Raw genomic sequence first — 26,783 nt, forward strand, 5'->3', positions numbered from 1 at the left:
GGATTTTGCAGCCCAGGATTTTGCAGCCCAGGATTTTGCAGCCGAGCATTTCGAGCCTCAGGCTTTCGAGGCTCAGCCTGTTGAGGCCGAGGATCCGGAAGAGCGCGATCTGGATGTCAGCGATCTGCAGGTCAGCGCGCCGGTTGAGATGGATGCGCCGGAAGTGGACGAGACGCCGGCCTGGACCGTGGAGGCCAGCCCCTCTCATGAGACTGCGCACGAAGCATTCGGCGATTTCGATCTGAGCATCGATGATGCGCTTGCCGATCACGAGCCGGTAGCCGAGACCGCACCCGCTCCGGTTCAGCTAGCTCCGGTCGCACCAGCCTATGTGGCGCCTACCAATATGGCGACCCCGGCCGCTCCGGTCGCTGACGAACGGACGTTGGAAGATGAACTCAACGCGCTGCTTGGCGCCATGACCACACCACGCCCGGCGCCAGTCGCGCCGATTCCGGTCGTCACCGAGCCCACCAGGGCTGCCGCCATCGAGCCCACCAGGACTTATGAGCCGGTTGCCCCGGTGCAGCGGTCCGTCGCGACGCCAGTCGCTCCGGTCGATAATCTCGACTGGGACCTGGACGAACACGCGCCGGCTCCTCAGGAGGCCCAGGCGAACGATTCCGATTTCGACGATCTGCTTGCCGGCGAACTTGAAGGCCATGTGCCCGAGATCGAGTTCGATGATCACGCCTTCGACGCGGCGCTGGCCAAGGGCATCGATCTCGGTCATGACGATACGGCAGCACCGGTCGCTGGCGATTGGCGCTCGACGCCGCCGGAGCCGGCGCGTTCGTGGAGCCGCGTGACTCCCACCTCGGCCCAGCCTTCCTTTGCAGCGCAGCCGCAACCTTCTTTTGCAGCGCAGCCGCAAGCTTCTTTTGCAGAAAAGCCGTCCATGCCGCCGGCGGCAGCGCCAAGCTATCGCGACCAGCCGGTTGCCGCTGCTGCCTATGTGGCGCCGACGCCATCGCGCCAGGCGCCGCCTCAGGCCTATGACGAGATGCCGGATGTCGAGACGGTCGATGTGCCGGAGCGTGTGGTGGCGATTGCCGACGACCTCGACATTCCAGAACTCAGCTTCGAGCAAGACGAGCCGGCCGCCTATGACGACATCGACGCCGAATTCGCCGGCATGCTCAACGAGATGAACGCGGTGGAAGTGGCGCCGCCCACTGCCGCACGCAGTGCCGGCTATGATGACGATTCCTACAGTTCCAGCTTCAGTTCGGGCCACGAGCTCGACCAGCGCGCCTATGCGGCGCGGCCAGCCGAAGTGCTTGCAGCCACGCAAGCTCACCACGCCGATGCCGCCGGCGGCTTCGACATGGACGATCTGCCCGGCAGCCAGCCGGTTTCGCAGGCCGACGATTTCGCGGTCGACGAACTCGACTACGATCCGGATCTGGACGAGGCAATGGCGGTGCCGGGCCTCGCCGAGCAGGAAGCCGCACGGCCGCGCAGGAGCGGCCTGCTGGTCGCGGGGGTCGTTGCTGCGGTTGCGATTGCCGGCGGCCTTGGCGCCTTCGCCTTGTCGTTCGGCGGCAAGGGCGGCAGCGATGCGCCGGTCATTGTCAAAGCCGACAACAGGCCGATCAAGGTCAAGCCCGAAAATCCGGGCGGCGCCGTGGTGCCGAACCAGGACAACAAGGTTTATGATGCGGTCGCCAAGGGCACCAAGCCGGCCGAGCCGGTTCAGGAGAAGCTGGTCACCAACACCGAAGAGCCGGTCGATGTGAAGGCGCAGGAGCCTGAAAGCCGCGTCGTCGATCTGTCGCCCGACGATACCGATGCTGCCCCAGGCCCCGACGCTGCCGGCAACCCCGACGCTGCCGTCAACCCCGACGCGGCTGTCGCGCCGGTGCCAAAGTCCGAGGACCGCATCGCTCAGGTGCTGCAGGAAGCCGACAAGAACCCCGATACGGTCGCCGTCGCCCCGCGCAAGGTGCGGACCATGGTGGTCAAGCCCGACGGCTCGTTGGTGGCCCGCGAGGACTCGACGCCGGCCGCGCCGCAGGTTGCGGCGACTGAGCCGCTTGACCCGGCGCCGCAGCACGTCGCCCCTTCGGCCGATGCCGAGCAGACCGGCACCGTGGCGCCTGCCGATCAGGCAAATAGCGACCAGGCAAGTGCCGAGACCGCCAAGCCGGTCAAGCCGGTGAAGTCGGCGGCCACGCCGAAGGCTGAGACCCAGTCCGCCAACACGCCGCAGACGGTTGCCGTAGCGCCGCAGCGCCCGTCCGACCAGCCGGTCGACGTGGTCGGCGAGGTCAAGCCCGACCAGGTTGCCTCCATTCCGGCGACGGCTTCGACATCGGGCGGTTCGTGGTCGATGCAGATCGCTTCGCAGCCGACGGTCGAAAGCGCCCAGGCCAACTACGCCGACCTGCAGCGCCGCTATGGAAATGTGCTCGCCGGTCGCACCGCCAACATCGTCAAGGCGGAGATCGCCGGCAAGGGCACCTTCTACCGTGTCCGGGTGCCTGCGCAATCGCGCAACGATGCGATCAATCTGTGCACCAGCTACAAGGCTGCCGGCGGCAACTGCTTCGTGTCGCGGTAAGGCCGGATCCAATTATCAGAGCCGGTGCGTTCCCAAGGGTCGCGCCGGCTTTTTCATGTGGATGGGCGAGAGGTTGAGGCGCTTGCCGTCCGGGGAGATTCCCTTTGGCGGCGCGAAGCCCTAAACTGGTGGAATGACCGAATCAAAATCCATGATCCTCGGCTGTGCCGGGAAATCGCTGACCCGCGAAGAAATCCGTTTCTATCGCAATGAATGCCCGTGGGGCTTCATCCTGTTTGCGCGCAATATCGGCGAAACGGAGCAGATCCGCGATCTGGTCGCCGAAATGCGCGACTGTATCGGGCGACCCGATGCGCTGGTGTTCATCGACCAGGAAGGCGGAAGGGTGCAGCGGCTGCGGCCGCCGCTGGCGCCGAACTATCCCGCCGGCGGCGCGCTCGGCGCATTGTGGCGCAAGGACCATGATGCCGGCACCCGCGCTGCCTGGCTGATGGCGCGGCTGCACGCGTTCGACCTGTTGCGCTACGGTATCTCGGCCGATTGCCTGCCGGTGCTGGACGTGCCGATCGAGGGCGCCAGCGACGTCATCGGCGCGCGCGCCTATGGCAAGGAGCCGCGCCCGGTCATCGAACTCGGCCGCGCGGCAGCGGAAGGGCTGATGTCGGGCGGCGTGCTGCCGGTCATGAAGCACATTCCGGGCCATGGACGCGCCTTTGCCGACACGCATTTCGAGCTGCCTGTGGTCGACGCCTCCCTGAGCGACCTGCAGCGGCATGATTTCGCCCCTTTCCGCGAGCTTAGCCATCTGCCGATGGCGATGACGGCGCATGTCGTCTACAGCGCCATCGATCCGAACAACCCGGCGACCACGTCAGGCAAGGTCATCGACGAGATCATCCGCCGCGAGATCGGCTTCGACGGGCTGTTGATGAGCGACGACACCTCGATGAAGGCACTTTCTGGGGATTTCCCGACAAAGGCGGCCTCGATCCTTGCGGCGGGCTGCGATCTGGTCCTTCACTGCAATGGCGTTTTCGAGGAGATGGCGGGCATCGCATCGCGAACCACGGGACTTGAAGGGACGTCGCTGGAGCGCGCCAAGCGGGCGCTGACCTATATAAGGGATCGCGACCGGGCCGACGAAACCGAGATACGCGCCGAGTTTGCCACCTATTTCGACGCGGTGGCCTAGAGACGGATGATTTCAGGTCTGTTCGACCTGAAATCTGAATCCGTCTCTAAATTAGATAGAGAGAGCATGATGTCGTCCGAAAACCGCTTCACACTTTTCGGCATCATGCTCTAACCAGAGGTAAAGGAACAAGTGGCGGAGACATTGGACAGCAAGGCTGCGAAGGCCGCACCGATGGACCGTCTGTGGGCCGAGAACGACGATTCCCGGCTGACCGGCGACCCGTCGCTTGTCGTCGACGTCGCCGGGTTCGAAGGTCCGCTCGACCTCTTGCTGCATCTCGCCCGCAACCAGAAGGTCGATCTGTCGCGCATCTCGATCCTGGCGCTGGTCGAGCAATATCTGACCTTCGTCGAGACGGCGAGGGCGCTAAGGCTTGAGCTTGCCGCCGACTACCTGGTGATGGCGGCGTGGCTGGCCTTCCTCAAGTCGAAGCTCCTCATCCCCAAGCAGCCCGGCGAGGAAGGCGAAAGCGGCGAGGAACTGGCCGCGGTGCTGCAGTTCCGGCTGAAGCGTCTGGAGGCCATGCGCGACGCCTCGGCAAGGCTGGTCAACCGCAACCGGCTCGGCCGCGACGTGTTTGCACGCGGCATGCCTGAAATGGTCATCGTCGAGAAGCGTAACGCCTATTCGGCCTCGCTCTACGATTTGCTCACCGCCTATGCGCAGCAGCGCCAGAAACAGGCGATCACCAATGTGACAATTGCCCGGCGTGGCGTGTGGTCGCTCAAGGATGCGCGCGATATCCTGACCCGGCTGATCGGCTCGCTGCGCGACTGGACGGCGCTGGACAGCTATCTGATCAATTACCTGACCAGCCCGGACGAACGGCGTACCGCGATTGCCAGCTCGTTCGCGGCGTCGCTGGAACTGGTGCGCGAAGGCAGCATCGAGATGCGACAGGACCAGGTGTTCGCGCCGCTCTATCTGCGCGGCCGCGCGCAACCAATCAAGGCAGTCGAGGTGGCATCATGAGCGAACGCGCCAACGCTTCGGTCATTCCGTTCAAGGTCGAAGAAGAGACCGAGGAGGGCATTATCGCCCAGGACCCGACTGATACCCTGCTTCTGAATCCTGGCGAACGGCTGCACATGGCCGAAGCCATACGCATGGCCGAGGCGATCGTGTTCGCCAGCGCCGAGCCGGTCAGCGAAAAGCAGCTCGCAGCCAGATTGCCCGACGGCATCAGCATTGCCGCTGCCATGGCTGAGCTGCAGCAGATCTATGCGCGGCGCGGCGTCAATCTGGTCCGGGTCGGCGATGCCTGGGCTTTCCGTACCGCCGGCGATCTCGCCTTCCTGATGAGCCGCGACACGGTGCAGCAGCGCAAGCTGTCGCGCGCGGCGCTCGAAGTGCTGGCGATCATCGCCTACCACCAGCCGGTGACGCGCGCCGAGATCGAGGACATCAGAGGCGTCGAGACCTCGAAGGGCACGCTGGATACGCTGCTCGAAACGGAATGGGTGCGCATGCGCGGCCGCCGCCGCACGCCCGGCCGTCCCGTCACCTACGGCACGACAGACACTTTCCTCGACCATTTCGCACTGGAGGAGATTCGCGATCTTCCCGGCATGGACGAACTGAAGGGGGCAGGGCTGCTTTCGGGCCGAATGCCGTCGAATTTCGCCATCCCGTTGCCGCCGGCCGATCCGGACGCGCTGACCGAGGACGAGGATGCGTTGACCGACATCGATCTCGAGGAACTCGGCCTGCTGACGCCGCGCGTCACGGAAGATTGACCGCAAGCCGCTGTCAAAAAGCTGCATTGCTGCGGTAGATGCGCCGATTGGTAGCGGGCAGCTTTGCCGAAAATGCGTGACATAAGCCGCGCCTTCATAAACTTTGTCGCTGTTGTGTTTGAATCCCAACGCGAAAACGCATAGATCATCGCCAGGGAAAACATTCGAGAGAGAGTTACAATGGGTTCATTTTCGATTTGGCACTGGATGATCGTGCTGGTGATCGTGCTGCTGGTGTTCGGCCGCGGCAAGATACCCGAGCTGATGGGCGACATGGCCAAGGGCATCAAGAGCTTCAAGAAGGGCATGGCCGACGACGATACCGCCGAAGACAAGCGCACCGTCGAGCACCGCCCGGACGAGACCGTTTCGGCAGTGAAGGAAAAGGCCAGCAAGAGCTGAGCCGAAGGTTGTTGCTTTTGTGCAAGTCGTTGTCCCAAAACCGCTTCGCACTTTTGGGCGACAAGCACTAGTCGGAACTGATTGCCATGTTTGAAGTCGGCTGGACCGAAATGCTGGTGATCGCGATCGTCATGATCGTGGTCGTCGGACCGAAGGATTTGCCCAATATGCTGCGCACCTTCGGCCGCACGACGGCGAAGCTGCGTGCCATGGCCTCCGACTTCCAGAAGCAGTTCAACGAGGCGTTGAAGGAAGCCGAGCTCGACGACGTCAAGAAGTCTGTCGATACGCTGCGCGGCCTCAATCCGGCGGCCGAGATTCGCAAGCAGCTCAATCCGTTCGAACAGGCGGCAGCCGAGGTTCGCTCCGGCGTCGATGCGGTGATGAAGCCGAAGCCCGCCGTCGACCCCTCAAAGCCCGCGGCAGAAACACCACAGCCGGCCGAGCCGCTCAAGAACGGCGCGACGGTGATGCCGGGTCTCAACGGACCGGAAACAGCGCCGGCGGCGCCGATCCTTCCGGCGATGACCGATCAGGCGGTGGTGACACCGGCTGCACCAACAGCAGCGCCACGAAACGCGCGCGCCAAGGGGGCCGCGGCATCAAAGGCCCCGGCAACCAAAACAGCGGCACCCAAGGCAGCACCGGCAAAGCCGGCGCCTGCGGCGAAGGTTGCGGCCAAGCCGTCAGCGGCGCCCGCCAAGGCTGCACCTGGAAAAGCCGCCACCAAGCCCGCTGCTGCACCGAAGGCAGTCACAAAGGCTGAGCCGAAGCCTGCGCTGGCCAAGAATCCCGCGCCCAAGAAGACGGCGGGGGCCGCCAAGTGAGCATTACGGACAGCGAAAAGGACGAGATCGAGAAGTCGTCGGCTCCGCTGATGGAGCATCTGATCGAACTGCGCCGGCGGCTGATCTGGTCGATCGGCGGTTTCTTCGTCGCCTTCCTCGTCTGCTTCTTCTTTGCCAAGAAGCTGTTCAATCTTTTGGTCGTTCCGTTCAAATGGGCCACGCAGTGGGCCGGGCTCGATCCGCACAAGGTCGAGCTGATCTATACGGCGCCGCAGGAATTCTTCTTCACCCAGGTTAAGCTCGCCATGTTCGGCGGCATGGTCATCGCCTTCCCGCTGATCGCCACGCAGATCTACAAATTCATTGCGCCCGGCCTCTACAAGAACGAGCGCAACGCCTTCCTGCCGTTCCTGATCGCATCGCCGATCCTGTTCCTGATGGGCGCGTCGCTGGTCTATTTCTTCTTCACGCCGATGGTAATGTGGTTCTTCCTCGCCATGCAGCAGGCCGGCACCGACGACCAGGTGCAGATTTCGCTGCTGCCGAAAGTGTCGGAATATCTCAGCCTGATCATGACGCTGATCTTCTCCTTCGGCCTGGTGTTCCAGCTGCCGGTGGTGACCAGCCTGATGACGCGCGTCGGCATGCTGTCGTCGAAGGCGCTGGCCGAGAAGCGCAAATGGGCGATCGTCATCGCCTTCGTCGTCGCGGCGGTGCTGACGCCGCCCGATCCGATGAGCCAGATCGGTTTGGCGATCCCGACCATCCTGCTCTACGAGGTGTCGATCTGGGCGGCCCGGTTGATCGAGCGCGACCAGGTCAAGCAGAAGCTGGCGCGCGAGAAGCAGGAAGCCGCCGAAGCTGTGGCCGAAAAGGCGGCGGACGCGTCCTCAAAGCAGGCCCCTTCATAGGCCGTCGCGTTCGGGTATCCGCGTTAGCGGAAAAACGCGACAGCCGCCATCTTGCATCGATGAAGGATGCGGTTTACGCCCTCAGGCCTTAGCTCGAGGACGACCAACCATGCTTGATATCAAATGGATTCGCGACAACCCGAAGGCCCTTGTCGAAGCGCTGGCCAAGCGCTCGTGGTCGGCTGACGAGGCGCAGTCCACGGTCGATGAGCTGATCAAGAAGGACGAAGCGCGGCGCGCGCACGTCACAGAGCTGCAGACCAAGCAGGAACGCCGTAACGCCGCCTCGAAGGAGATCGGCAACGCCATGCGTTCGGGCGACACGGCACTTGCCGAAAAACTCAAGGCCGAAGTCGGCGATATCAAGACCTTCATCCAGAATGGCGAGGCGCGCGAGCGCGAACTCGACAAGGCACTGAACGACGCGCTGGCGGTGCTGCCGAATGTGCCGCTCGACGACGTGCCGGTCGGCAAGGACGAGCACGACAATGTCGTCAAGCATATCGTCGGCGAGGTGCCGACTCGGCCGAACTGGGTGAAGGAGCATTTCGAGATCGGCGAAGCGCTCGGCATGATGGATTTCGAGCGGGCGGCAAAGCTGTCGGGATCACGCTTCACCGTGCTGAAGAGCGGGCTGGCGCGGATGGAGCGCGCCATCGGCCAGTTCATGCTCGATCTGCACACGACCGAGCATGGCTATGAAGAAGTCATCCCGCCACTGATGGTGCGCGACGAAGTGCTTTTCGGGACCAACCAGCTGCCGAAATTCGAGGACGACCTGTTCTTCGTGCAGCATGGCGATGGCCGGCTCGGGTTGATTCCAACCGCCGAGGTCCCGCTCACCAACCTGGTGCGCGAAGAAATCACGGCCCATGAAAAGCTGCCGCTGCGCTATACGGCGCTGACGCCGTGCTTCCGCTCGGAAGCGGGCTCCGCCGGCCGCGACACGCGCGGCATGTTGCGCCAGCACCAGTTCTACAAGGTCGAGCTGGTCTCGGTCACCGACCAGGAGTCTTCGCTCGCCGAGCACGAGCGGATGACGCAGTGCGCCGAAGAGGTGCTGAAGCGACTGGAGCTGCCGTTCCGCACCATGGTCCTGTGCACGGGCGACATGGGGTTTGGCGCGCGCAAGACCTACGACATCGAGGTCTGGCTGCCGGGACAGAACGCCTATCGCGAGATCTCGTCCTGTTCAGTGTGCGGCGACTTCCAGGCCAGGCGCATGGATGCCCGCTACAAGGACAGGGACGGCAAGGGCAACCGCTTTGTGCACACGCTGAACGGTTCGGGCACCGCTGTCGGCCGTGCGCTGATTGCCGTCATCGAAAACTACCAGAATGAGGATGGCAGCGTAACCATTCCTGAAGTGCTGCGGCCTTATATGGGCGGTCTGGCGAAGATCGAATCGAAATAATGCGCATTCTTCTGACCAATGATGACGGCATCCATGCGGAGGGCCTGGCGTCGCTCGAACGCATCGCCCGCACGCTGTCGGACGATGTCTGGGTGGTGGCGCCGGAGCAGGACCAGTCCGGCTACGCGCATTCGCTGTCGATCTCGGAGCCGCTCCGGTTGCGCAAGATCGGCGAGAAACACTACGCCGTGCGCGGCACGCCGACCGACTGCGTCATCATGGGCGTCAAGAAGATCCTGCCAGGCGCGCCGGACCTGATCCTGTCGGGCGTCAATTCCGGCGCCAACATCGCCGACGACGTGACCTATTCCGGTACCGTCGCCGGCGCCATGGAAGGCGCGCTGCTCGGCATCCGCTCGATCGCACTCAGCCAGGGTTATTCCTATGTCGGCGAGGACCGCGTCGTTCCCTACGAGACCACCGAAGCGCTGGCGCCGGCGCTGCTGAAAAAGCTTGTCGCCATGCCGCTGCCGGACGGCGTGCTGCTCAACGTCAACTTTCCCAACTGCCTGCCTGACGAGGTCGCCGGCACCGTCGTGACGTCGCAGGGCAAGCTGGTGCACAGCCTGTGGGTCGACGAGCGCCGCGACGGGCGCGGCCTGCCTTATTACTGGCTGCGCTTCGGCCGCGAGCCGGTCGAGGGCAAGCAGGGCACCGATCTCCATGCTCTGCGCAACCGGCTCGTGTCTGTGACGCCGCTGCAGCTTGACCTCACCGCGCATGAGATCCGTGACCAACTGACCAAGGCGCTGTCTGAATAAGGTGTTCGCATGAAGAAGGTTCTGGCATGAACTTGCCGCTCGACGATCGCGAGGGTTTTGCCGCGTTCCTGCTGCGCCTGCGCGGCCAAGGCGCGGTGCCGAAGGCGCTGATCGCAGCCTTCGAGGCGACGCCGCGGCGCGGCTTCCTCAACGGCCAGTGCCATTCCATCGCCTGGTCGGACGGCATGCTGCCGATCGAATGCGGCGAGGCGATCGAGGGCGCCGATCTGCAGGCGGCGGTGATTGCGGCCTTGGCAATAGAGCCCGGCAACCGGGTGCTGGAGATCGGCACCGGCTCGGGCTACACGGCAGCGGTGATGTCGCGGCTCGCGGCGCGCATCGTCAGCGTCGACCGCTACAAAACGCTGGCCGAGCAGGCCAGGCAACGCTTCGAGGCGCTCGGCATCGGCAATGTCATCGTGCGCCAGGCCGACGGTTCCAACGGGCTTGCCAATGAAGCGCCGTTCGACCGCATCGTAGCCTGGGCGGCTTTCGACAGCCTGCCGCGCTTCCTGCTCGACCAATTGTCGAGCGGCGGCATCGTCATTGCCCCGATCGGGCCGGAGGAGGGCGAGCAGGTGCTGGCCAAGCTGACCAAGGTCGGCAGCCGCTTCGAGCGCGAGGATATCGGCACCGTGCGCCTGCAGCCGATCCTGCGCAGCGTCGCGGCGGTTATTTAGGTGCGCTGATATTCATGTGAGGCCGGCCTGCAAATGGCAGGTTCCTGCGCTTCCGGTGCTCACATGTTTGAGTACGCTCCGCTCCGGCCTTCGCCGGTCGAAGCCGTCATAAATGCCTCCGCTCTATGAAGGCTACGGCCGGCGTAGGCCGGTTCTCAGAACCTGTTATTTTCGACTCGGCCTGACCTGAATCTCAACGCACCTTCGGCGCGTTCGAAAATGTTTTAAGAAAATTTGCGTCTGATTCTATGGGGTTAACCCGCCAGTAACATTAACGCGCTTTAATCATGACCAGTGTGTACCGGGTCTGTGCGGGTTAGTGCGATGCAATTCAGTGTTTTGAAGGCAAACGGGCGTACTCTGTCGCGGGGCTGCGCTGTCCTCATGCTTGCCGGAATGGCGGCGGGGTGTAGCTCCCAAGTCTCGCGGTTCAATGGTGTCGACGACGTCTTCACCTCCTCGACCAACAATCAGCGCGCCATCATCGACAAGCAGAGCACCGCTCAGCCCTATCCGGGCGATGTGGCGGCCGAGCCGATCGCTGCGGCACCTGTCGATGGCAGCCATAACCAGTCGGTCAGCCGCTCCAGCCTGGAGCCGGTCACTGTCCAGCAGCTGCCGCCGCCGAGCGCGCCCAAAGCTGCTCCGATGCGCACCGCTTCCGCGCCGGCGCTTGCACCGGCACCGCATGTCGACAGAACGACTACCGGCACCGTCCAGCCGGCGAGGCCGTTCAAGAATGCCGGTGACTCCGATCCGAAACCAGTTGCGGCTGGTACGCCGCATGCGACCGAGATCGTGGTCAGCGACGGCGAGACCATTTCCGGCATCGCTCATCGCTATCATGTGCCCGCCGACGTGATCATGAAGGTCAACGGCTTGAGCGCCACCAAGGGGCTGAAGACCGGTCAGAAACTGGTCATCCCGGCCTATGCCTATTCAAGCAAGGGGACAGAGCCGAAACTTGCCGACGGCAAGCCGGCAAACAGCCCCAAGGCGCCGGCGCCGGAGAAGATCGCCGTACTGCCGCAGCAGCCGAAACTCAAGGACGGCAAGTCCGCCGCGCAGGTTGACGCTTCGGCAGCGAACAAGCCGAAGACCGACAAGCCGGCGCAGACTGCCTCGGCCGCGCCAAAAGCCGGCGCGGGCACCTACACGGTCCAGTCGGGCGACAGCCTGTCCTCCATCGCCAGGAAGACCGGCGTTGGCGTCGTGGCGCTGAAGCAGGCGAACGGCATGCAGGACGGCCTGCTCAAGATCGGCCAGACGCTGAAGGTTCCGGCAGGTGGCACCGCAACGGTCGCCAGCGCCAAGCCGGCCAAAGTTGATCCGGTGACGACCGCGACCACCCAACCGGCGGCAAAGCCGACGGAGACGCTCGCCACCTACACGCCGCCGAAGAAGGACGCCAAGGTCATCCAGCAGGCCGAGGACGACGATGCTGTTGCGCCCGATGCCACCGGCATCGGCAAGATGCGTTGGCCGGTGCGTGGCCGCGTCATCTCCAATTTTGGTGGCGGCAAGGATGGCGTCGACATCGCCGTGCCTGAGGGGACGCCGGTCAAGGCGGCCGAGAATGGCGTGGTCATCTATGCCGGCGACGGCCTCAAGGAATTCGGCAATACGGTGCTGGTGCGCCACGAAAACGGGCTGGTCACCGTCTATGGCCACGCCAGGTCGATCGAGGTGCAGCGCGGCCAGAAGGTCAAGCGCGGCCAGGAAATCGCGCTGTCGGGCATGAGCGGCACCACCGACTCGCCGAAACTGCACTTCGAAGTGCGCAAGAACTCGGCCCCGGTCGATCCCTCAGGTTATCTCGAATAGTCGGGAATAGAACAATAAACGTTTTGCAGGCCGTCTGACCTCCAGTCCGGCCCGCCGGCTCAGCCCGCTCCGCAAGGGGCGGGCTTTTTCAGTGACCTGACGGAAATCAATCAGTCGTTCAGCGGCTTGCCGAGCCGGCCGGCCAGATCCTGAGTGAATTGCCAGGCGACGCGGCCCGAGCGGCTGCCGCGTGTCGTTGCCCATTCCAGGGCGTCGGCGCGCAGCTGCTCCGGGTCGATCTTCAGTCCATGATGGGTGGCATAGCCGTTGACCATATCGAGATATTCGTCCTGCGAACATTTGTGGAAGCCGAGCCACAGGCCGAAGCGGTCGGACAGCGAAACCTTTTCCTCGACCGCCTCGGACGGGTTGATGGCGGTCGAGCGCTCATTGTCGATCATGTCGCGCGGCAACAGGTGCCGGCGGTTCGACGTGGCGTAGAAGATGACATTGGCCGGGCGGCCCTCGACGCCGCCTTCAAGGGCTGCCTTCAGCGACTTGTAGGAGGTGTCGTCATGGTCGAAGGAGAGGTCGTCGCAAAACAGGATGAAGCGAAACGGCGCCGCCTTCAGCAGGCCCATCAGCCTGGGCAGCGTGTCGATATCCTCGCGATGGATCTCGATCAGCTTGAGCGGCAGGTCGGATTTGGCCTGGGCGTTGATCTGCGCATGCACGGCCTTGACCAGCGAGGATTTGCCCATGCCGCGCGCACCCCACAACAACACATTGTTGGCGGCATGGCCGGCGGCGAAACGTTCCGTGTTTTCGACCAGAATGTCGCGCACGCGGTCGACGCCGCGGATCAGGCCGATGTCGACGCGGTTGACCTTGCGCACCGGCTCGAGATAGCCGGGGTCGGCCTGCCAGACGAAGCAATCGGCAACCGCAAGATCGGTTTGCGGCACCGGCGGCGGGGCGAGGCGGGTGACCGCCTCGATCAGGCGGTCGAGCTTTTGGTTCAGGGCCTCGATGGTGCTGTCGGTCATGTCTCGTCTTTTATGTTTCCGCACGAACGTGCGTAGGGGCCGAAATCGTCTTGATCCGGGCGAGATAGAAACGGGTTCCAAGCTTTTGTTTGGGCATGATCTTTTGCGAAAACCACGCCCGTATTCCGGGAGCATGCTCTAACACGGGTCAACCGGCCGGAAAAGCAGCTGAAAGCCCGGCCGCGCAGTTGCATTGGTAACTTTACCCACTATATTCCGGCCAAATTTGGCGAGGCCGCCCTACGGCCTTCTTCGTAACCAGGAGTTCTTGATGTTCGTCACACCGGCATACGCCCAAGCTACCGGAACTCCGCTTGGTCCGTTCGGGGATATCGGCATGATACTCCCGTTCGTTCTGATCTTCGTGATCATGTATTTCCTCATCATCCGGCCGCAGCGCGCCCAGTTGAAGAAGCGCCAGGAGATGATCTCGGCCGTGCGCCGTGGCGACACGGTCATCACCGGCGGCGGCTTCGTCGGCAAGGTGACCAAGGTGATCGACGACAATGAGCTTGAGATCGACCTTGGCGGCGGCACCAAGGTGACGGCGCTGCGCTCGACGATCGCCGATGTTCGGGTCAAGGGCGAGCCGGTGGCCAACCAGAACGCCAAGAAGTAAGCCAGTTTCCCAAGCGGAGCGATCCGCGGGCAGAGCTCTGACAAAAGACGGCGTATGGTCCATTTTTCGCGCCTGAAAATGATCCTGATCTGGCTTGCTATGGCCACAATGCTCGTCGACGCGCCCAGTCTTCACGCTGCCGGCGCGGACGTGCTGCTTCGATTGGACGCGACCGATGTGATCGATCGCCGGTTGGAGGCGACGCGTGACGAAATCAGGACGCTGCTGCGCGATGCAAGGATCGGCTATACTGGTCTTGCTAAGTCGGGTCGGGCCGTTCAGGTGCATATCACCGACGCCGCTCAGGTCGGCGCGGCCAAGATGGCATTGGAGGCGGTGACTGATCCTGTCCTTGGCAGCGCTGGTCCGGTCCAGGAAGTGATCCTGGATGATACCGGAGCAGCGTTGCTCAAGTTCACGGTAACAGACACAGGTATCAAGTATCGGATGTCGATCGCGCTTGCGCAGTCGATCGTGGTCATTAAGAATCGCCTGCGTGATCTTGGTGTAGCCGACCCAGTAGTGCGGCCAGAGGGCGAAGACGGTATGCTGGTCCGGACCTCGGGCGTTGCGGATTTGCAAAGGCTGAGGAGAATTCTCACCCGAACCGGAATGCTGACTTTTCAGTGGGTTGATGAGTCGATGCCGGTCGCTGATGCGATCAATGGCCGGACGCCCGCTGGCTCGGTGGTGGTTTATTCGAAGGACGATCCACCGGTTCCCTATCTGGTTGAGAGCCGAACGATCGTTTCCAGTGACGACATTGTCAATGCTCAGGCGACTCCCAACTCCGTCACAAATGAGCCGGCGGTTTCGTTCACCTTCGATTCCAGGGCAACGGCACGCGTTGCGCAGGCGACCTCGCAGAATGTCGGCAAGCTATTTGCGATGATCCTCGACAACCAAGTGCTTTCGGTGCCAGTCGTCCGCGAGCCAATTCTTAACGGCCGCGGCCAGATATCGGGCAACCTCACCAAGGAGAACGCCGATGATCTGGCCTTGCTTTTGCGTTCCGGACCGATGCCTGCACGATTGAAAATAGTCGAGTAGTGCACGATAGCGCCCGGCGGTGATCAGAATTAGAATGGAACCGACAGAGGCGATTGACGCCGAAACCGCTGCCGGCGGCAGCGCCAAATTGACCTCAGCGCGCTCGACAATCGGCGAAGTGCGGGTTAAGGGCGAGCCGGTGGCAAATAAGAACGCCAAGAAATAACCGAATTGTCGGCGGAACGATCCGCCAGTACGCCCTGACGGACAACGCCATATGCTGTATTTTTCGCGCCTGAAGATGATCCTGATCTGGATCGCCGTGGCCGTCACATTCATCCTTGCCGCGCCAAATCTCTTCCCGGCCAGCACATTGGCGCAATTGCCCAACTGGGTGCCGAAGCGGCAGATGACGCTTGGTCTCGATCTGCAGGGCGGTTCGCACATCCTCTTGCAGATGGACCAGAATGATCTCGTCAAGGCGCAGCTGGAAACGACGCGCGACGAGATCCGCACGCTGCTGCGCGATGCCAAGGTGGGCTATACCGGCCTTGGCGGCACCGGCAGGACCGTACAAGTGCGCATCACCGATCCAACCCAGATCGATGCCGCCAAGGCGGCGCTTAAGCCGCTGACCGATCCGGTCGCCGCCGGCCTGTTCACCGGTGGCTCCATCCAGGAAATGTCCCTGGATGATTCCGAAGCCGGGCTGCTCAAATTCACCGTCACCGACGCCGGCATCAAATACCGCACCTCAGCCGCATTGGCGCAGTCGATCGAAGTCGTCGAGCGTCGCGTCAACGAACTCGGCACCACCGAGCCGATCGTGCAGCGGCAGGGCGACGACCGTGTGCTCGTCCAGGTGCCGGGCCTGCAGGATCCGCAAAGGCTGAAGGAGATCATTGGCCAGACCGCCAAGATGACCTTCCAGATGGTCGATACCTCGATGTCGGTGCAGGATGCGCTGAACGGCCGCCCGCCGGCAGGCTCCTCGGTGCTTTATTCGCAGGACGATCCGCCGGTTCCGTATCTGGTGGAAAATCGCGTCATCGTGTCCGGCGAGGATCTTGCCAAGGCCACCGCAACTTATGATTCCCGAAACAACGAGCCAGTGGTTTCGTTCGTCTTCAACTCGCGCGGTGCGACACGGTTCGGCCAGGCGACGCAGCAGAATGTCGGCAAGCCGTTCGCCATCATCCTCGACAATCAGGTGATTTCGGCGCCGGTGATCCGCGAACCGATCCTCGGCGGCAGCGGCCAGATTTCAGGCAATTTCACCGCCGAAAGCGCCAACGACCTCGCCGTGCTGCTGCGCGCCGGTGCGTTGCCGGCAAAGCTGACCGTGATCGAAGAACGCACGGTGGGCCCGGGCCTCGGCCAGGATTCGATCCATGCCGGCAAGGTCGCCGGCATCATCGGCTCCATTCTCGTCGTCGCCTTCATGTTCGTCGCGTACGGACTTCTCGGCTTCCTCGCCAACATTGCGCTCGCCGTGCACGTGGCGATGATCGTCGGGGTCTTGTCGCTGCTTGGCGCGACGCTGACCTTGCCCGGCATTGCCGGTATCGTGCTGACCATCGGCATGGCGGTCGATTCCAACGTGCTGATCTATGAGCGCATCCGCGAGGAGCGACGGGCCGGCCGTTCGGTCATCCAGTCGATCGACACCGGCTTCACCAAGGCGTTGGCGACCATCGTGGATTCCAACGTGACGTCGCTGATTGCCACGGTCGTGCTGTTCTATCTCGGCACCGGACCGGTGAAGGGCTTCGCCATCACCTATGCCATCGGCATCCTGACCACGGTGTTCACCGCCTTCACCTTCACCCGTCTGCTGGTGTCGATCTGGCTGCGCCGCGCGCGTCCGAAGGAATTGCCGCGTGCGCCGGTGACCTTCGTTCCGGCCGGCACGAAAATCCCGTTCATGGGCATCCGCCGCTGGACCTTCGCACTGTCCAGCCTGCTGTCGATCGCGTCGGTTATCGGATTCCTGACCATCGACATCAACTACGGCATCGACTTCAAGGGCGGCTCGATCATCGAGGTGCAGTCCAAGCAAGGCGACGCCGATATTGGCGATATCAGAAGCCGGCTGTCGGAGCTAAACATCGGTGAAGTGCAGGTCCAGCAATTCGGCGCGCCGAACGACGTGCTGATCCGCGTCGGCACCCAGGATGGCGGCGAGAACGCCGAGCAGACCGTCATCGACAAGGTGCGCGGCGAGCTCCAGGACAATTACGATTTTCGCCGCGTCGAGGTGGTGGGCCCGACGGTTTCGGGCGAGCTGGCCAAGCAAGGCACGATCGCCATGATCATCGCGCTGATCGGCATCCTGGTCTATGTCTGGTTCCGCTTCGAATGGCAGTTCGCGGTCGGCGCGATCGTGGCGACGGTGCACGATGTGGTGATGACGCTGGGCTTCTTCGTCATCACCGGGCTCGAATTCAACCAGTCTTCGCTGGCTGCGATCCTGACCATTATCGGCTATTCGCTCAATGACACGATCGTCGTCTATGACCGTGTTCGAGAAGATTTGCGAAAATACAAGCGAATGCCGCTCCCGCAATTGTTGAACAACGCCATCAACGAGACGCTTTCGAGAACGACGCTGACTTCGGTGACGACCATCCTGGCGCTGCTGGCGCTGGTGTTGTTCGGCGGCGAGGTGATCCGCTCGTTCACCATGGCGATGCTGTTCGGCGTCGTCTTTGGCACCTATTCGTCGATCTTCATCGCAGCGCCCTTGCTGATCCTGTTCAGGCTCAGGCCGCAGGGAGCGAGCGCCGATGAGGAGAAGCCGGTTGGTGGCGGCAAGGCCATGGCGACCTGACGGCCGCGCTGGTGGCAAAAGGCATCGTCATTCGCGAGGCGCATTTCCCCGGACGGGCGCCGATCGAAGCCTACGGCAATGGCGGGTTCCGCTTCGCCGACATGTCGCATCGCGGCTCGCTTCTGTGCCTGCCCTCCGGCATCCACGGCTGGGAGCCGGCCGATCCGCTGGCCCTGACGGCGGCGGATTTCGACCTGCTGCTGGCCGAGGCCGGCAAGGTCGAGATCCTGCTGGTCGGCACAGGCAAGGATTTGCGGCCCTTGCCGACAGCACTTCGGGCGGCGCTGAAGGCGGCTGGCATTGGCTCCGACCCGATGTCGACGGGGGCAGCGGTGCGGACCTACAATGTTCTGCTTGCCGAAGACCGCGCCGTGGCCGCGGCGCTCATCGCCGTCGACTGACGTGACCGATACAGCTGACATCGTCATGGAGGCGGTGCGCGCCGGCGACCATGACCGCTATGTCAGCGCACTCTATGCACCGGCCGACAAGCGCGCGGCGCTGTTTTCGCTTTACGCCTTCAATGCCGAGATTGCGTCTGTCCGAGACCGCATCCACGAGGCATTGCCGGGCGAAGTGAGGCTGCAATGGTGGCGCGATGTCATCGCTGCTGAAGCCGCAGCCACAGGCAACCCGCTCGCCGATGCGCTGAAGGCGACGATTTCTGCCCATGGCCTGCCCAAAACTGCCTTCGACAACATGCTCGAGGCCCGCATCTTCGACCTCTATGACGATCCGATGCCGTCGCGCACCGATCTCGAGGGCTATTGCGGCGAGACGGCGGCCGCGCTGATCCAGCTGGCGGCGATGGTGCTCGATCCCAATGAGGCGCCGCCCTTTGCCGAACTGGCGGGCAGGGCCGGCTGCGCCCAGGCGATGACCGGCCTGTTGCTGCTGTTGCCGCTGCATCGCCGGCGCGGGCAATGCTTCGTGCCGGCGGATATCCTTGCCGCGGTAGGCTCATCGCCGGAAGAGTTCGTCGGCGGCGACGGCGGCCCCGGCGCTCAGCGCGCGGTGGCTGCGATGATTGCATTGGCGCAGGAGCATCTCCGCGCTTTCGAGCAAGGGGCGTCCGCACTTCCGCAAACGCTGCGTCCGGCGTTCCTGCCGCTGGCGCTGACCAGCGCCTATCTCGGCAAGATGGCGAGTGGTCGTCGCTCGCCGCTTGGCGGCGCAGCCCGGCTTTCGGCTCTGCGTCGGCATTGGCTGTTGCTCAGGCGCGCAACGCGGGGATGGACAGCGAGTTAACGTAGACGTCAATCGCGTTAGGACTCTGAGACTTGGCTATTCAGCAGCTTCCGCTGTTTGCGCCGGCAGCCCTAGCCACTCCCGACAATCTGCCCGCGCGCGTGAGGTGATCGCGTGGCGCTTGGCCACCGTCTTGTCCTTGCCGCGCAGGCGTTTGCCTTCGGTCTTCGGTGCTTCCACCGGCGGGAACAGGCCGAAATTGACGTTCATCGGCTGGAACGAGCGTTTGCCCGGCTCGTCGTCTGAGACGATGTGGCCGCCGGTGATGTGGTTGAGCAGGGCGCCGAAGGCGGTGGTGAGCGGCGGCAGCGACGGCGCGTGGCCGAGACGCTCGGCGGCGGCGAAGCGGCCGGCGAGCAGGCCGATCGCCGCGCTCTCGACATAGCCCTCGCAGCCGGTGATCTGGCCGGCAAAGCGCAGGCCGGGCCGCGACTTCAGCTGCAGGGAAGCGTCGAGCAAGGTCGGCGAGTTGATGTAGGTGTTGCGGTGCAGGCCGCCGAGGCGCGCGAAGTCGGCGTTTTCCAGGCCCGGAATGGTGCGGAACACGCGCACCTGCTCGGCATGCTTCAGCTTGGTCTGGAAACCGACCATGTTGTAGAGCGTGCCCAGCGCATTGTCCTGGCGCAGCTGCACCACGGCATAGGCTTTTACCGTCGGATTGTGGGCATTGGTCAGCCCCATCGGCTTCATCGGCCCGTAGCGCAGCGTCTCAACGCCGCGCTCGGCCATGATTTCGATCGGCAGGCAGCCGTCGAAATAGGGCGTGCCTTCCCACTGCTTGAATTCGGTCTTGTGGCCGTCGACCAGCGCCTGTACGAAGGCGAGATACTGGTCCTTGTCCATCGGGCAGTTGATGTAATCCTTGCCGGTGCCGCCGGGCCCAACCTTGTCGTAGCGCGACTGGAACCAGCAGGTGTCCATGTCGATCGTGTCGAAATGGATGATCGGGGCAATCGCGTCGAAGAAGGCCAGTGCGTCGGCGCCGGTCGCCTCGGCGATCGACTGGGCGAGCGAAGGTGCGGTCAGCGGTCCCGTGGCGATGATCGCCTGGTCCCATTCCGCCGGCGGCAGGCCCGGCACTTCCTCGCGCTCGATGGTGATCAGCGGGTGCGCTTCAAGCTTTTTCGTCACCGCGTCGGAGAAACCGTCGCGATCCACGGCCAGCGCGCCGCCTGCCGGCACCTGGTTGGCGTCGCCGGCACTCATGATCAGCGAGCCGGCCAGCCGCATTTCGGCATGCAGCAGGCCGACGGCGTTGTTCTCGGCATCGTCGGAGCGGAAGGAATTGGAACAGACAAGTTCGGCAAGCCCATCGGTCTTGTGCGCATCGGTGCCGCGCACCGGGCGCATCTCATGCAAAATGACGGGAACACCGGCTTGTGCTGCCTGCCAGGCGGCTTCGGAGCCGGCGAGGCCGCCGCCGACGATGTGGATAGGATTTTTGCTCATGAGCGCCGGAATAATCGCTTGGCGCGCCGTTTGCAATTGGCCGGTGCGAGCGTGGGTCATTGTCGTGCAACGACGGAGCTCGAGTTTCTTATGTCCGCGGCGACGCTTGGATGGCGGCGCAAAGCGCCTCGATCGACCGCAAGCACAGCCGCAAACCTGCCCCAAAAACAACAACACCCGCCGCGGGAGGAGGTGCGGCGGGTGTCGTTTTTGGGGCCGATCCTCGGGATGAGGTGGGGATCGGCCGTATTCGCCATCGCCGGGGAGGAGGTCGGCTTTGACGAAATTCTTTTCGCCGGATCGAGGGAGGCGAAATCCCTGGAAGAGGAACTGCGTTCACTTTGAAGACGAACTAGCGTTCGCTTCGGAAAGACGAACTGCGTTCGCTTTGGAAACAGCGCCCGCCGCGGGAGGAGGTGCGGCGGGCGCCGTTTTGGTGGTCAACCCTCGGGAGGAGGTGAAGGCTGACCGTATCCGTCAGGGTCGGGGAGGAGGTCGACCCTGGCGAAATTCTTGTTAGATCGTCGCCCTGCGGGCGATGATCTTGATCTCGTCACGGACGATGCCGAGATCATGGAGCTGACGGTTCGAAAGGCGACCCAGCTCGGTAACGGTGTCGCGGTAAACGCGCCAGTTACGATAGTTGCGGATCAGGTTCATTGTCGTTCTCTTTTTCAAAACTGGTTCGGACCATTTGCGATCCGAAGAGGATTAGACCGCCTTGCGGGCGACGTAGTGGATGTCGCTGCGGCTGATGCCGAGGTCGGTCAGTTCACGGTTCGACAGGCGGCTCAGCTCGGAGACGGTGTCCCGGTAGCGGCGCCAGTTGCGGTAGTTGCGGATCAGGTTCATGGTAGTGCTCGTTTCGTCTTTCTTCGGATCATTCCGTTTGTGTACGAACAGTAAATAGGCTGGGTTATATCGATTTAAAAGTGCTGTTGGCGCATGGCAGCAATGCAAATTGTGCAATGCAACATTAACGCGCATTCACGCTTCGTCATGAAGAGACCCGAATCGGAAAATGACGTTGCGTCAACGATTTGAGCGGATCGGCTGTCAGAAAGACCAATCTGGGGGAGAAGCGGCATGGCGAGCTATTCGTCGCGGGCGAGGGCCGATATCGGGCGGTGGCTGCAGGCCGGCCTGATCGACGCCAAGACGGCCGATGCGCTTAAGTGCGACATCGACGCAAACGAGCGCAAATCGCTGAGCTTCGGCACTATATTGGCCATGATGGCAGCGCTGCTGTTCGGCGCCGCGATCCTGCTCTTCGTCGCCGCCAACTGGGACGCGATCCCGCGGCTGGTGCGGGTCGCGGCGCTGTTTGCCGTCATTCTCGCCGGCTATGTCGGCGGCGCGGTGTTGAAGATGCGCGACCATGCGGCGATCGGCGAGGCGTTGTGGATCGTGGCCGCCGCGGCCTTCGGCGGATCGATCGCGCTGATCGGCCAGATGTACCATCTCACGGGTGACGAAGCCTCGGCCATCGTCACCTGGGGCATCGGCACTGCATTAGCCGCGGTGGCGTTGCGCTCGAACCTGCTGACGGTCGCTGCCGTCGGCATATCCGTTGCCTGGCTGTTCGTGCGCGCGTTCGACTTTTATGACCGCCCCGTATTTCCGGATTTCTTCGTTATCATGGCGCCGGTGCTTTTTGTCGTCTCGTTGTGGACGCGCAGCCAGCCGGCACGCCACCTGATCATTCTCTCGGTCATTTTCTATATCGCGGTGCGCGGCCTGGACCAGAACACGCTCGCCCTGGCTATTCCTCTCGTCGTGGTGTCGGCGCTGCTGTTTGCGGTTTCGATCTTCGCCGCTGGGCCGGCCGACCGGATCTTGCAGCTCGGCGGGCGGTTGCCTTTGCACGCCTTGATCGGCTTTCTCACCGGGCTGGCGATGATGCAGATCGAACTGGGCGATGACAACGCCTTCAGCAACGGCTTTGCCATTGCGTCGGTCATCGCACTGGCCGGCATTGCCGCGGCGATCATGCTGGGCGGGCGCGAGAGCAGGGGGCTGCGCTGGGTTGCCTATGCCGGCTTTGCCTTCGAGCTCGCCATTATCTATGTCGTGACCTTGCAGACGATGCTCGGCACGGCCGGCTTCTTCCTGGCTGCCGCAGTGCTGTTCGGCATCCTGGCTCTCGTCATCATCCGTGTGGAAAAACGCATGAAGGCCCCGGAAGGAGCGGCAGCATGATGTCGGGAAAGAAACTTGTCATCTCGGCGCTGGTCCTGGCGCTCGTCCAGATCGGCTTCCTGAGCTGGATCATCGCCGGCCGCGCGGCGATCCTGCGCAACGGCAAGGAGGTCTTGCTGAAAGTCGAGCCGGTCGATCCGCGCGATCTGCTGCGGGGCGACTATATTATCCTCGGCTATGAAATATCGCGCTTGCCGGTGAAGCTGATCGCCAACATCCCTGCCGGCCAGCTCGTGAGCGAGAACACGCCGATCGTGGTCCGGCTGAAGCCGGGCGCCGACGGCTATTGGCATGCGACCACGGCCTGGTTCGGCAGGGCTCCGACGCCGGCGACCGCCGACGAAGCCGATATTGTCGGCCAGGTCGCGCCGGGCTGGACGCTTGATCCTGAATCCACGATCGCACCGCAATACGGCATCGACCGCTTCTACCTACCTGAGGGCCAGGGCATGGCGATCCAGAACGACATGCGGGTGCGGCCATTCGGCGTGCGCATCGCGCTCGCCGCCAGTGGCCAGGCACAGATCAAAGCGCTGATGGACGGCGACAAGACATTGTTTGAGGAACCGCTCTACTAGAAGACATTACCCCAGGGCATGGATTTCGGCAACGATCGATCGCTTCGCCCTCATGCAAACCAGACGGGCGAAGACAATGCCGATTACGGTGACGACGCGCGAAGATATCAATCTCGATGCCGTTTTGCGCGTCGCCTGGAGAAACGACACGGTCGAAATCGGCGACAAGGCCTTGCAACGCATTGCCGAATGCCGCGCCTCGTTCCTGAAACTCATTGAGTCCGATCCGCCGCCGGTCATCTACGGCGTCACCACCGCGATGGGCGAGCTGGCAAGCCGCAAGCTCGAACTTGACGAGCGCGACCGCCATGCGCGCATCAAAGCGTATGCCGCCGCCACATCCTTCGGGGAGCCGTTGCCCGAGCGCGTGGTCCGGGCGATCGTGCTGGCACGGCTGACCAATTTCATCGAAGGCAATGCCGCCACCACGCCGCGCATCGCGCTAGCCGTTGCGGCGATGCTCGACGGCGGCCTGATGCCGGTGGTGCCGTCGCAAGGGCAGGGTGGCGCCGGCGAGATCCTGGCGCTCTATCCGCTGTTTGCTGCGCTTACCGCCAGCCTTGAGCTTGAGGTGAAGGAGCGGGGATCGCTGATCAACGGCTCGCCTTGCGCGGCGGCACTGGTGGCGGACGCAGCACTTGCCGCGCGTCGTCGCCTCGCCATGGCGCACAAGGTGTTCGCGCTGTCGATCGAAGCGTTTCGCGCGCCGCTCGAGCATTATGATGCCGCGCTCGACGGGCTCTGGGGCGACGAACACGAAGCGGCCGCCTTGCAAGGGTTGCGGCAGTTTCTGGTCGGCGCCGGGGATGGACGGCGCAATTATCAGGCGCCGGTCAGCTACCGCATCGTGCCGCGCGTGCTCGGCCATGCGCATCGGGCGCTGGCGGGCGCCGAGCAGGCGGCGACCGTGTCGCTGGCCTCGATCTCAGACAATCCAGTCTATATCCCGCCCGACGCGGCGCACCCGCTGGGGCGCTGCATCTCCACCGGCGGCTATCACAATGCCATGGCGACACCGGCATTGGACGATCTGGCGGCGATCTGGGCCGATCTCTGCCTGCTTTGCGACCGCCACGCCTCAAAGCTGCTGAACGGCAAGGTGTCGCTGCTGCCCGATCTGTTGATGACCGGGCGGCATTGGGCCGACAGCGATGGCCATGGCAATGTCGGCTATGTCCCGATGGCGATCACCGGCTATCTCGAACAGGCCAAGCTCGCGGCGCAGCGCACCTTCATTCCGGGCACCGAATCGGCCGGCGCCGGCCAGGACGACGTCGCCACCACCGCATTCTTCGCCTGGACCAAGGAAGCGACGGCCGGCCGCTGCCTCGATGCGGCAATGGCGATGCTGGCCATGATCGCCTCGCAGGCCCTGTACGTGACTGAACGCGCCGCGCCGCCGGCATTGCAGGATTTTGTCGCGGATATCAGGAAGATCGTGCCCCCGGTCGACGCCGACCGGGTGCTGGGGCCGGAGCTGGCGAAATTGGCGGAGTGGTTTACCGGTCAAGTGTTTGAAGTGTAGGCCGTCGCCGCCAGTCCTCCTACGCCACGGCTTCGGAGGACACCCTTCGCTTTATCAAGCTCCTGGGTGGCCTGCCACCCGAAGCTCGATAGAGCGAAGGGTGGTGCGGATGAAGGGACTCGAACCCCCACGCCTTTCGGCACTGGAACCTAAATCCAGGGCGTCTACCAGTTCCGCCACATCCGCATTTGTCGGCAATCCCATGTAGCCATCATTCTGTCAATGTCGGGGCGAAAATGTCTGCCGTTGGGGCGGTCATTCGCTGCAACGCGAAGATGGTTGAAAATTGGCCTCGCCTGTGACAAAAGGCGTGTCAAATGTGACGGGACGCGCCGATCCGCTTCTGCAGAATGTGATAAGAAGTAGGAAAAACAAGAACTTATTCACATCTTGGAACGCAGTTTGGAACAATTTGAGCCGTAATTTCGGTCAAATCGCCAGGTTCCGTACCAAAAGCCATTCCCGGCAAGATTGTACCGGCAGGCTGTGAACGGCAAGACGCCGTGGCAGCCTCTTTGGTGAAGATAAAGGTTTTACGATGCAGGTCACCGAAACGCTCAACTCCGGTCTCAAGCGCGAGATCAAGATCACCGTGCCGGCGGGTGATATGGAAGCCAAGCTGATGGCGCGGCTGTCCGACGCCAGGAACAAGGTCCGCATCAACGGCTTCCGTCCCGGCAAGGTGCCTGTGCAGCATTTGCGCAAGGTCTACGGCAAGTCGTTCATGGCCGAAGTGGTCAACGAAATCCTCAACGATTCGACCCGTTCGATCATCACGGGGCGCGGCGAAAAGGCCGCCATGCAGCCTGAAGTGATCATGACGGAAGACGAGAAAGAGGCCGAGAAGATCCTGGCCGGCGGCGCCGACTTCGAATTCCGCCTCAACTACGAGGTCATCCCGGCGATCGAGATCAAGGATTTCTCCGACATCAAGGTGACGCGCCAGGTATTCGAAGTGCCGGACAGCGAGATCGACGAGCAGGTCCAGCGCGTTGCCGAATCGGCGCGAAGCTTCGAGCCGAAGACCGGCAAGGCCGCCGAAGGCGATCGCGTTTCGATCGACTATGTCGGCAAGATCGACGGCGAGGCCTTTTCCGGCGGCGCCGGCACCGACCAGCCGCTGGTTCTGGGGTCCAAGGAATTCATTCCGGGCTTCGAGGACCAACTGATCGGCGCCAAGGCCGGCGACGAGAAGCAGGTCACGGTCACTTTCCCGGAAAACTACCAGGCCGCGCATCTGGCCGGCAAGGAAGCCACCTTCGACGTCACCGTCAAGGAAGTGTCCAAGCCCGGCGCGCTGGAAATCAACGACGAAATGGCCAAGAACCTCGGCCTGGAATCGCTGGAGCGCCTGCGCGACGTGGTGCGCGGCCAGATCGAGAACCAGTTCGGTTCGATGACCCGCCAGAAGGTCAAGCGCCAGCTGCTTGACCAGCTTGACGCGGCCTATTCGTTCGAGGCGCCGTCGAAGCTCGTCGATGCCGAGTTCAACAACATCTGGACCCAGGTCAACCGCGATCTCGAAGCCGCCGGCCGTACCTTCGCCGACGAGGAGACGACGGAAGAAGAGGCACGCGCCGAATATCTGCGGCTTGCCGAGCGCCGCGTGCGTCTCGGCCTGGTTTTGGCCGAGATCGGCGAGAAGGCCGGCGTCACCGTTTCCGACGAGGAACTGCAGCGCGGCCTGTTCGAGCAGGTGCGCCGCTACCCGGCCAACCAGCAGCAGGAAGCCTTCGAGTTCTATCGCAGCAATCCGGAAGCCCTGAACACGCTGCGCGCGCCGATGTTCGAGGAGAAGGTCGTCGACCATCTGCTCAGCCAGATCTCGGTCACCGACGTCAAGGTCAGCAAGGAAGAGCTGATGGCTGACGACGAAGAGGGCGATACAGCCAAGGCCAAGCCGGCGAAGAAGGCCGCTGCCAAGAAGGCCGACAAGGCTGAAAAGGCCGACGACGCGGAAGAGCCGAAGAAGAAGGCAGCCCCGAAAAAGAAGGCCGCCAAGGACGCCGAATAAGCGCCTGACGACAAGATCAGAAAAGGCCGCCCTCGAGTGAACTGACCCCATAAAGTTGGACGGTTCATTGAGCTGGTAGGTTTAAGGGCTGGTTCCTGTATTGCACAGGG

The 26,783-nt window shown here is 63.1% G+C and carries 25 protein-coding genes and 1 tRNA gene; 21 read left to right on the forward strand and 5 right to left on the reverse strand.

Annotated features, from left to right (window positions below; all coding sequences use genetic code 11):
• The 11 genes from NKI61_RS26250 to NKI61_RS26300 form a co-directional block, all read left to right on the forward strand.
• On the forward strand, window positions 1–2,563 hold a 2,563-nt coding region (locus tag NKI61_RS26250; RefSeq protein ID WP_352841564.1), incomplete at its 5' end, for an SPOR domain-containing protein.
• A gap of 133 nt (window positions 2,564–2,696) precedes the next feature.
• Complete coding sequence (gene nagZ / locus NKI61_RS26255; RefSeq protein WP_023681654.1) at window positions 2,697–3,716, forward strand: beta-N-acetylhexosaminidase; 1,020 nt, start codon at window positions 2,697–2,699, stop codon at window positions 3,714–3,716.
• Window positions 3,717–3,890: 174 nt separating this feature from the next.
• On the forward strand, window positions 3,891–4,691 hold the full coding sequence (locus NKI61_RS26260) for a segregation and condensation protein A (protein ID WP_352499670.1): 801 nt from the start codon (window positions 3,891–3,893) through the stop codon (window positions 4,689–4,691).
• Window positions 4,688–5,455, forward strand: coding sequence for an SMC-Scp complex subunit ScpB (gene scpB, locus NKI61_RS26265; RefSeq protein ID WP_023667689.1), 768 nt, complete (start codon window positions 4,688–4,690; stop codon window positions 5,453–5,455). The genes NKI61_RS26260 and scpB overlap by 4 nt, the downstream gene beginning before the upstream one ends.
• Before the next feature lie 180 nt (window positions 5,456–5,635).
• Window positions 5,636–5,857: a twin-arginine translocase TatA/TatE family subunit gene (locus tag NKI61_RS26270; protein WP_023681650.1), complete on the forward strand. Its 222-nt coding sequence runs from the start codon at window positions 5,636–5,638 to the stop codon at window positions 5,855–5,857.
• Between the two features lie 86 nt (window positions 5,858–5,943).
• The gene (gene tatB, locus NKI61_RS26275) at window positions 5,944–6,684 is read left to right on the forward strand and encodes a Sec-independent protein translocase protein TatB (RefSeq protein ID WP_352841566.1); all 741 of its coding nucleotides are present in this window, start codon (window positions 5,944–5,946) and stop codon (window positions 6,682–6,684) included.
• Window positions 6,681–7,556: a twin-arginine translocase subunit TatC gene (gene tatC, locus NKI61_RS26280; protein ID WP_023688219.1), complete on the forward strand. Its 876-nt coding sequence runs from the start codon at window positions 6,681–6,683 to the stop codon at window positions 7,554–7,556. The genes tatB and tatC overlap by 4 nt, the downstream gene beginning before the upstream one ends.
• Window positions 7,557–7,665: 109 nt before the next feature.
• Complete coding sequence (serS, locus tag NKI61_RS26285; protein WP_352841568.1) at window positions 7,666–8,970, forward strand: serine--tRNA ligase; 1,305 nt, start codon at window positions 7,666–7,668, stop codon at window positions 8,968–8,970.
• On the forward strand, window positions 8,970–9,731 hold the full coding sequence (gene surE / locus NKI61_RS26290) for a 5'/3'-nucleotidase SurE (protein WP_023710683.1): 762 nt from the start codon (window positions 8,970–8,972) through the stop codon (window positions 9,729–9,731). Before serS ends, surE begins: the two co-directional genes overlap by 1 nt.
• A 26-nt stretch (window positions 9,732–9,757) precedes the next feature.
• The gene (locus NKI61_RS26295) at window positions 9,758–10,411 is read left to right on the forward strand and encodes a protein-L-isoaspartate(D-aspartate) O-methyltransferase (protein WP_352841571.1); all 654 of its coding nucleotides are present in this window, start codon (window positions 9,758–9,760) and stop codon (window positions 10,409–10,411) included.
• Window positions 10,412–10,735: 324 nt separating this feature from the next.
• The gene (locus NKI61_RS26300; RefSeq protein WP_352841573.1) at window positions 10,736–12,235 is read left to right on the forward strand and encodes a peptidoglycan DD-metalloendopeptidase family protein; all 1,500 of its coding nucleotides are present in this window, start codon (window positions 10,736–10,738) and stop codon (window positions 12,233–12,235) included.
• Window positions 12,236–12,345: 110 nt separating this feature from the next.
• On the opposite strand, the gene NKI61_RS26305 is transcribed toward NKI61_RS26300, so the two are convergent.
• A complete protein-coding gene (locus NKI61_RS26305; RefSeq protein WP_023667681.1) occupies window positions 12,346–13,221 on the reverse strand; it encodes an ATP-binding protein in 876 nt (291 codons plus the stop codon).
• A gap of 271 nt (window positions 13,222–13,492) precedes the next feature.
• Here NKI61_RS26305 and yajC point away from each other — a divergent pair, with 271 nt between their 5' ends.
• From yajC to NKI61_RS26330, 5 genes are all read left to right on the forward strand, one after another.
• Window positions 13,493–13,840 (forward strand): preprotein translocase subunit YajC, encoded by a 348-nt coding sequence (yajC, locus tag NKI61_RS26310; RefSeq protein ID WP_023667680.1) that lies wholly within the window; start codon window positions 13,493–13,495, stop codon window positions 13,838–13,840.
• A gap of 54 nt (window positions 13,841–13,894) precedes the next feature.
• Entirely contained in the window at window positions 13,895–14,890 is a 996-nt protein-coding gene (locus tag NKI61_RS26315; RefSeq protein ID WP_023744782.1) for a SecDF P1 head subdomain-containing protein, read from the forward strand.
• Window positions 14,891–15,107: 217 nt separating this feature from the next.
• Window positions 15,108–17,660: a protein translocase subunit SecDF gene (gene secDF, locus NKI61_RS26320; RefSeq protein ID WP_023667677.1), complete on the forward strand. Its 2,553-nt coding sequence runs from the start codon at window positions 15,108–15,110 to the stop codon at window positions 17,658–17,660.
• Window positions 17,661–17,671: 11 nt separating this feature from the next.
• The gene (locus NKI61_RS26325; protein WP_023688226.1) at window positions 17,672–18,061 is read left to right on the forward strand and encodes an Mth938-like domain-containing protein; all 390 of its coding nucleotides are present in this window, start codon (window positions 17,672–17,674) and stop codon (window positions 18,059–18,061) included.
• A 25-nt stretch (window positions 18,062–18,086) separates the two neighbouring features.
• The gene (locus tag NKI61_RS26330) at window positions 18,087–18,908 is read left to right on the forward strand and encodes a phytoene/squalene synthase family protein (RefSeq protein WP_502899922.1); all 822 of its coding nucleotides are present in this window, start codon (window positions 18,087–18,089) and stop codon (window positions 18,906–18,908) included.
• A gap of 36 nt (window positions 18,909–18,944) precedes the next feature.
• Here the strand turns inward: NKI61_RS26330 and trmFO are convergent, their stop codons facing one another.
• Complete coding sequence (gene trmFO / locus NKI61_RS26335) at window positions 18,945–20,357, reverse strand: methylenetetrahydrofolate--tRNA-(uracil(54)-C(5))-methyltransferase (FADH(2)-oxidizing) TrmFO (protein ID WP_023681640.1); 1,413 nt, start codon at window positions 20,355–20,357, stop codon at window positions 18,945–18,947.
• Between the two features lie 18 nt (window positions 20,358–20,375).
• On the opposite strand from trmFO, the gene NKI61_RS26340 reads away from it, so the two are divergent.
• A complete protein-coding gene (locus NKI61_RS26340) occupies window positions 20,376–20,702 on the forward strand; it encodes a hypothetical protein (protein ID WP_352841579.1) in 327 nt (108 codons plus the stop codon).
• Between the two features lie 171 nt (window positions 20,703–20,873).
• On the opposite strand, the gene NKI61_RS26345 is transcribed toward NKI61_RS26340, so the two are convergent.
• The gene (locus NKI61_RS26345; protein WP_023667673.1) at window positions 20,874–21,017 is read right to left on the reverse strand and encodes a DUF1127 domain-containing protein; all 144 of its coding nucleotides are present in this window, start codon (window positions 21,015–21,017) and stop codon (window positions 20,874–20,876) included.
• Window positions 21,018–21,068: 51 nt separating this feature from the next.
• Window positions 21,069–21,209 (reverse strand): DUF1127 domain-containing protein, encoded by a 141-nt coding sequence (locus NKI61_RS26350; protein ID WP_006335194.1) that lies wholly within the window; start codon window positions 21,207–21,209, stop codon window positions 21,069–21,071.
• Between the two features lie 234 nt (window positions 21,210–21,443).
• Between NKI61_RS26350 and NKI61_RS26355 the strand changes: the two genes are divergently transcribed.
• From NKI61_RS26355 to NKI61_RS26365, 3 genes are all read left to right on the forward strand, one after another.
• On the forward strand, window positions 21,444–22,556 hold the full coding sequence (locus NKI61_RS26355; protein WP_023681638.1) for a DUF2157 domain-containing protein: 1,113 nt from the start codon (window positions 21,444–21,446) through the stop codon (window positions 22,554–22,556).
• Window positions 22,553–23,134, forward strand: a complete 582-nt coding sequence (locus NKI61_RS26360) for a GDYXXLXY domain-containing protein (protein WP_023681637.1) — start codon at window positions 22,553–22,555, stop codon at window positions 23,132–23,134. Before NKI61_RS26355 ends, NKI61_RS26360 begins: the two co-directional genes overlap by 4 nt.
• 76 nt (window positions 23,135–23,210) lie before the next feature.
• Window positions 23,211–24,659, forward strand: a complete 1,449-nt coding sequence (locus NKI61_RS26365; protein ID WP_352841582.1) for an aromatic amino acid lyase — start codon at window positions 23,211–23,213, stop codon at window positions 24,657–24,659.
• 101 nt (window positions 24,660–24,760) lie between these two features.
• Here NKI61_RS26365 and NKI61_RS26370 read toward each other — a convergent pair.
• A tRNA-Leu gene (locus tag NKI61_RS26370) sits at window positions 24,761–24,845 on the reverse strand.
• A 352-nt stretch (window positions 24,846–25,197) separates the two neighbouring features.
• On the opposite strand from NKI61_RS26370, the gene tig reads away from it, so the two are divergent.
• The gene (gene tig / locus NKI61_RS26375) at window positions 25,198–26,673 is read left to right on the forward strand and encodes a trigger factor (protein WP_023681635.1); all 1,476 of its coding nucleotides are present in this window, start codon (window positions 25,198–25,200) and stop codon (window positions 26,671–26,673) included.
• The last annotated feature ends 110 nt before the right edge of the window (window positions 26,674–26,783 follow it).

Origin of the sequence: Mesorhizobium sp. M0514, from assembly GCF_040321145.1 — a bacterium.
Taxonomy (GTDB): Bacteria; Pseudomonadota; Alphaproteobacteria; order Rhizobiales; family Rhizobiaceae; genus Mesorhizobium.

Excerpts from the sequence above, each read along its gene's own strand:
- nagZ (WP_023681654.1), top strand. The coding sequence starts at position 2,697 with ATGACCGAATCAAAATCCATGATCCTCGGCTGTGCCGGGAAATCGCTG.
- NKI61_RS26260 (WP_352499670.1), top strand. The coding sequence starts at position 3,891 with ATGGACCGTCTGTGGGCCGAGAACGACGATTCCCGGCTGACCGGCGAC.
- scpB (WP_023667689.1), top strand. The coding sequence starts at position 4,688 with ATGAGCGAACGCGCCAACGCTTCGGTCATTCCGTTCAAGGTCGAAGAA.
- NKI61_RS26270 (WP_023681650.1), top strand. The coding sequence starts at position 5,636 with ATGGGTTCATTTTCGATTTGGCACTGGATGATCGTGCTGGTGATCGTG.
- tatB (WP_352841566.1), top strand. The coding sequence starts at position 5,944 with ATGTTTGAAGTCGGCTGGACCGAAATGCTGGTGATCGCGATCGTCATG.
- serS (WP_352841568.1), top strand. The coding sequence starts at position 7,666 with ATGCTTGATATCAAATGGATTCGCGACAACCCGAAGGCCCTTGTCGAA.
- surE (WP_023710683.1), top strand. The coding sequence starts at position 8,970 with ATGCGCATTCTTCTGACCAATGATGACGGCATCCATGCGGAGGGCCTG.
- NKI61_RS26295 (WP_352841571.1), top strand. The coding sequence starts at position 9,758 with ATGAACTTGCCGCTCGACGATCGCGAGGGTTTTGCCGCGTTCCTGCTG.
- NKI61_RS26300 (WP_352841573.1), top strand. The coding sequence starts at position 10,736 with ATGCAATTCAGTGTTTTGAAGGCAAACGGGCGTACTCTGTCGCGGGGC.
- NKI61_RS26305 (WP_023667681.1), bottom strand. The coding sequence starts at position 13,221 with ATGACCGACAGCACCATCGAGGCCCTGAACCAAAAGCTCGACCGCCTG.
- yajC (WP_023667680.1), top strand. The coding sequence starts at position 13,493 with ATGTTCGTCACACCGGCATACGCCCAAGCTACCGGAACTCCGCTTGGT.
- NKI61_RS26315 (WP_023744782.1), top strand. The coding sequence starts at position 13,895 with ATGGTCCATTTTTCGCGCCTGAAAATGATCCTGATCTGGCTTGCTATG.
- secDF (WP_023667677.1), top strand. The coding sequence starts at position 15,108 with ATGCTGTATTTTTCGCGCCTGAAGATGATCCTGATCTGGATCGCCGTG.
- NKI61_RS26330 (WP_502899922.1), top strand. The coding sequence starts at position 18,087 with ATGGAGGCGGTGCGCGCCGGCGACCATGACCGCTATGTCAGCGCACTC.
- trmFO (WP_023681640.1), bottom strand. The coding sequence starts at position 20,357 with ATGAGCAAAAATCCTATCCACATCGTCGGCGGCGGCCTCGCCGGCTCC.
- NKI61_RS26345 (WP_023667673.1), bottom strand. The coding sequence starts at position 21,017 with ATGAACCTGATCCGCAACTATCGTAACTGGCGCGTTTACCGCGACACC.
- NKI61_RS26350 (WP_006335194.1), bottom strand. The coding sequence starts at position 21,209 with ATGAACCTGATCCGCAACTACCGCAACTGGCGCCGCTACCGGGACACC.
- NKI61_RS26355 (WP_023681638.1), top strand. The coding sequence starts at position 21,444 with ATGGCGAGCTATTCGTCGCGGGCGAGGGCCGATATCGGGCGGTGGCTG.
- NKI61_RS26360 (WP_023681637.1), top strand. The coding sequence starts at position 22,553 with ATGATGTCGGGAAAGAAACTTGTCATCTCGGCGCTGGTCCTGGCGCTC.
- NKI61_RS26365 (WP_352841582.1), top strand. The coding sequence starts at position 23,211 with ATGCCGATTACGGTGACGACGCGCGAAGATATCAATCTCGATGCCGTT.
- tig (WP_023681635.1), top strand. The coding sequence starts at position 25,198 with ATGCAGGTCACCGAAACGCTCAACTCCGGTCTCAAGCGCGAGATCAAG.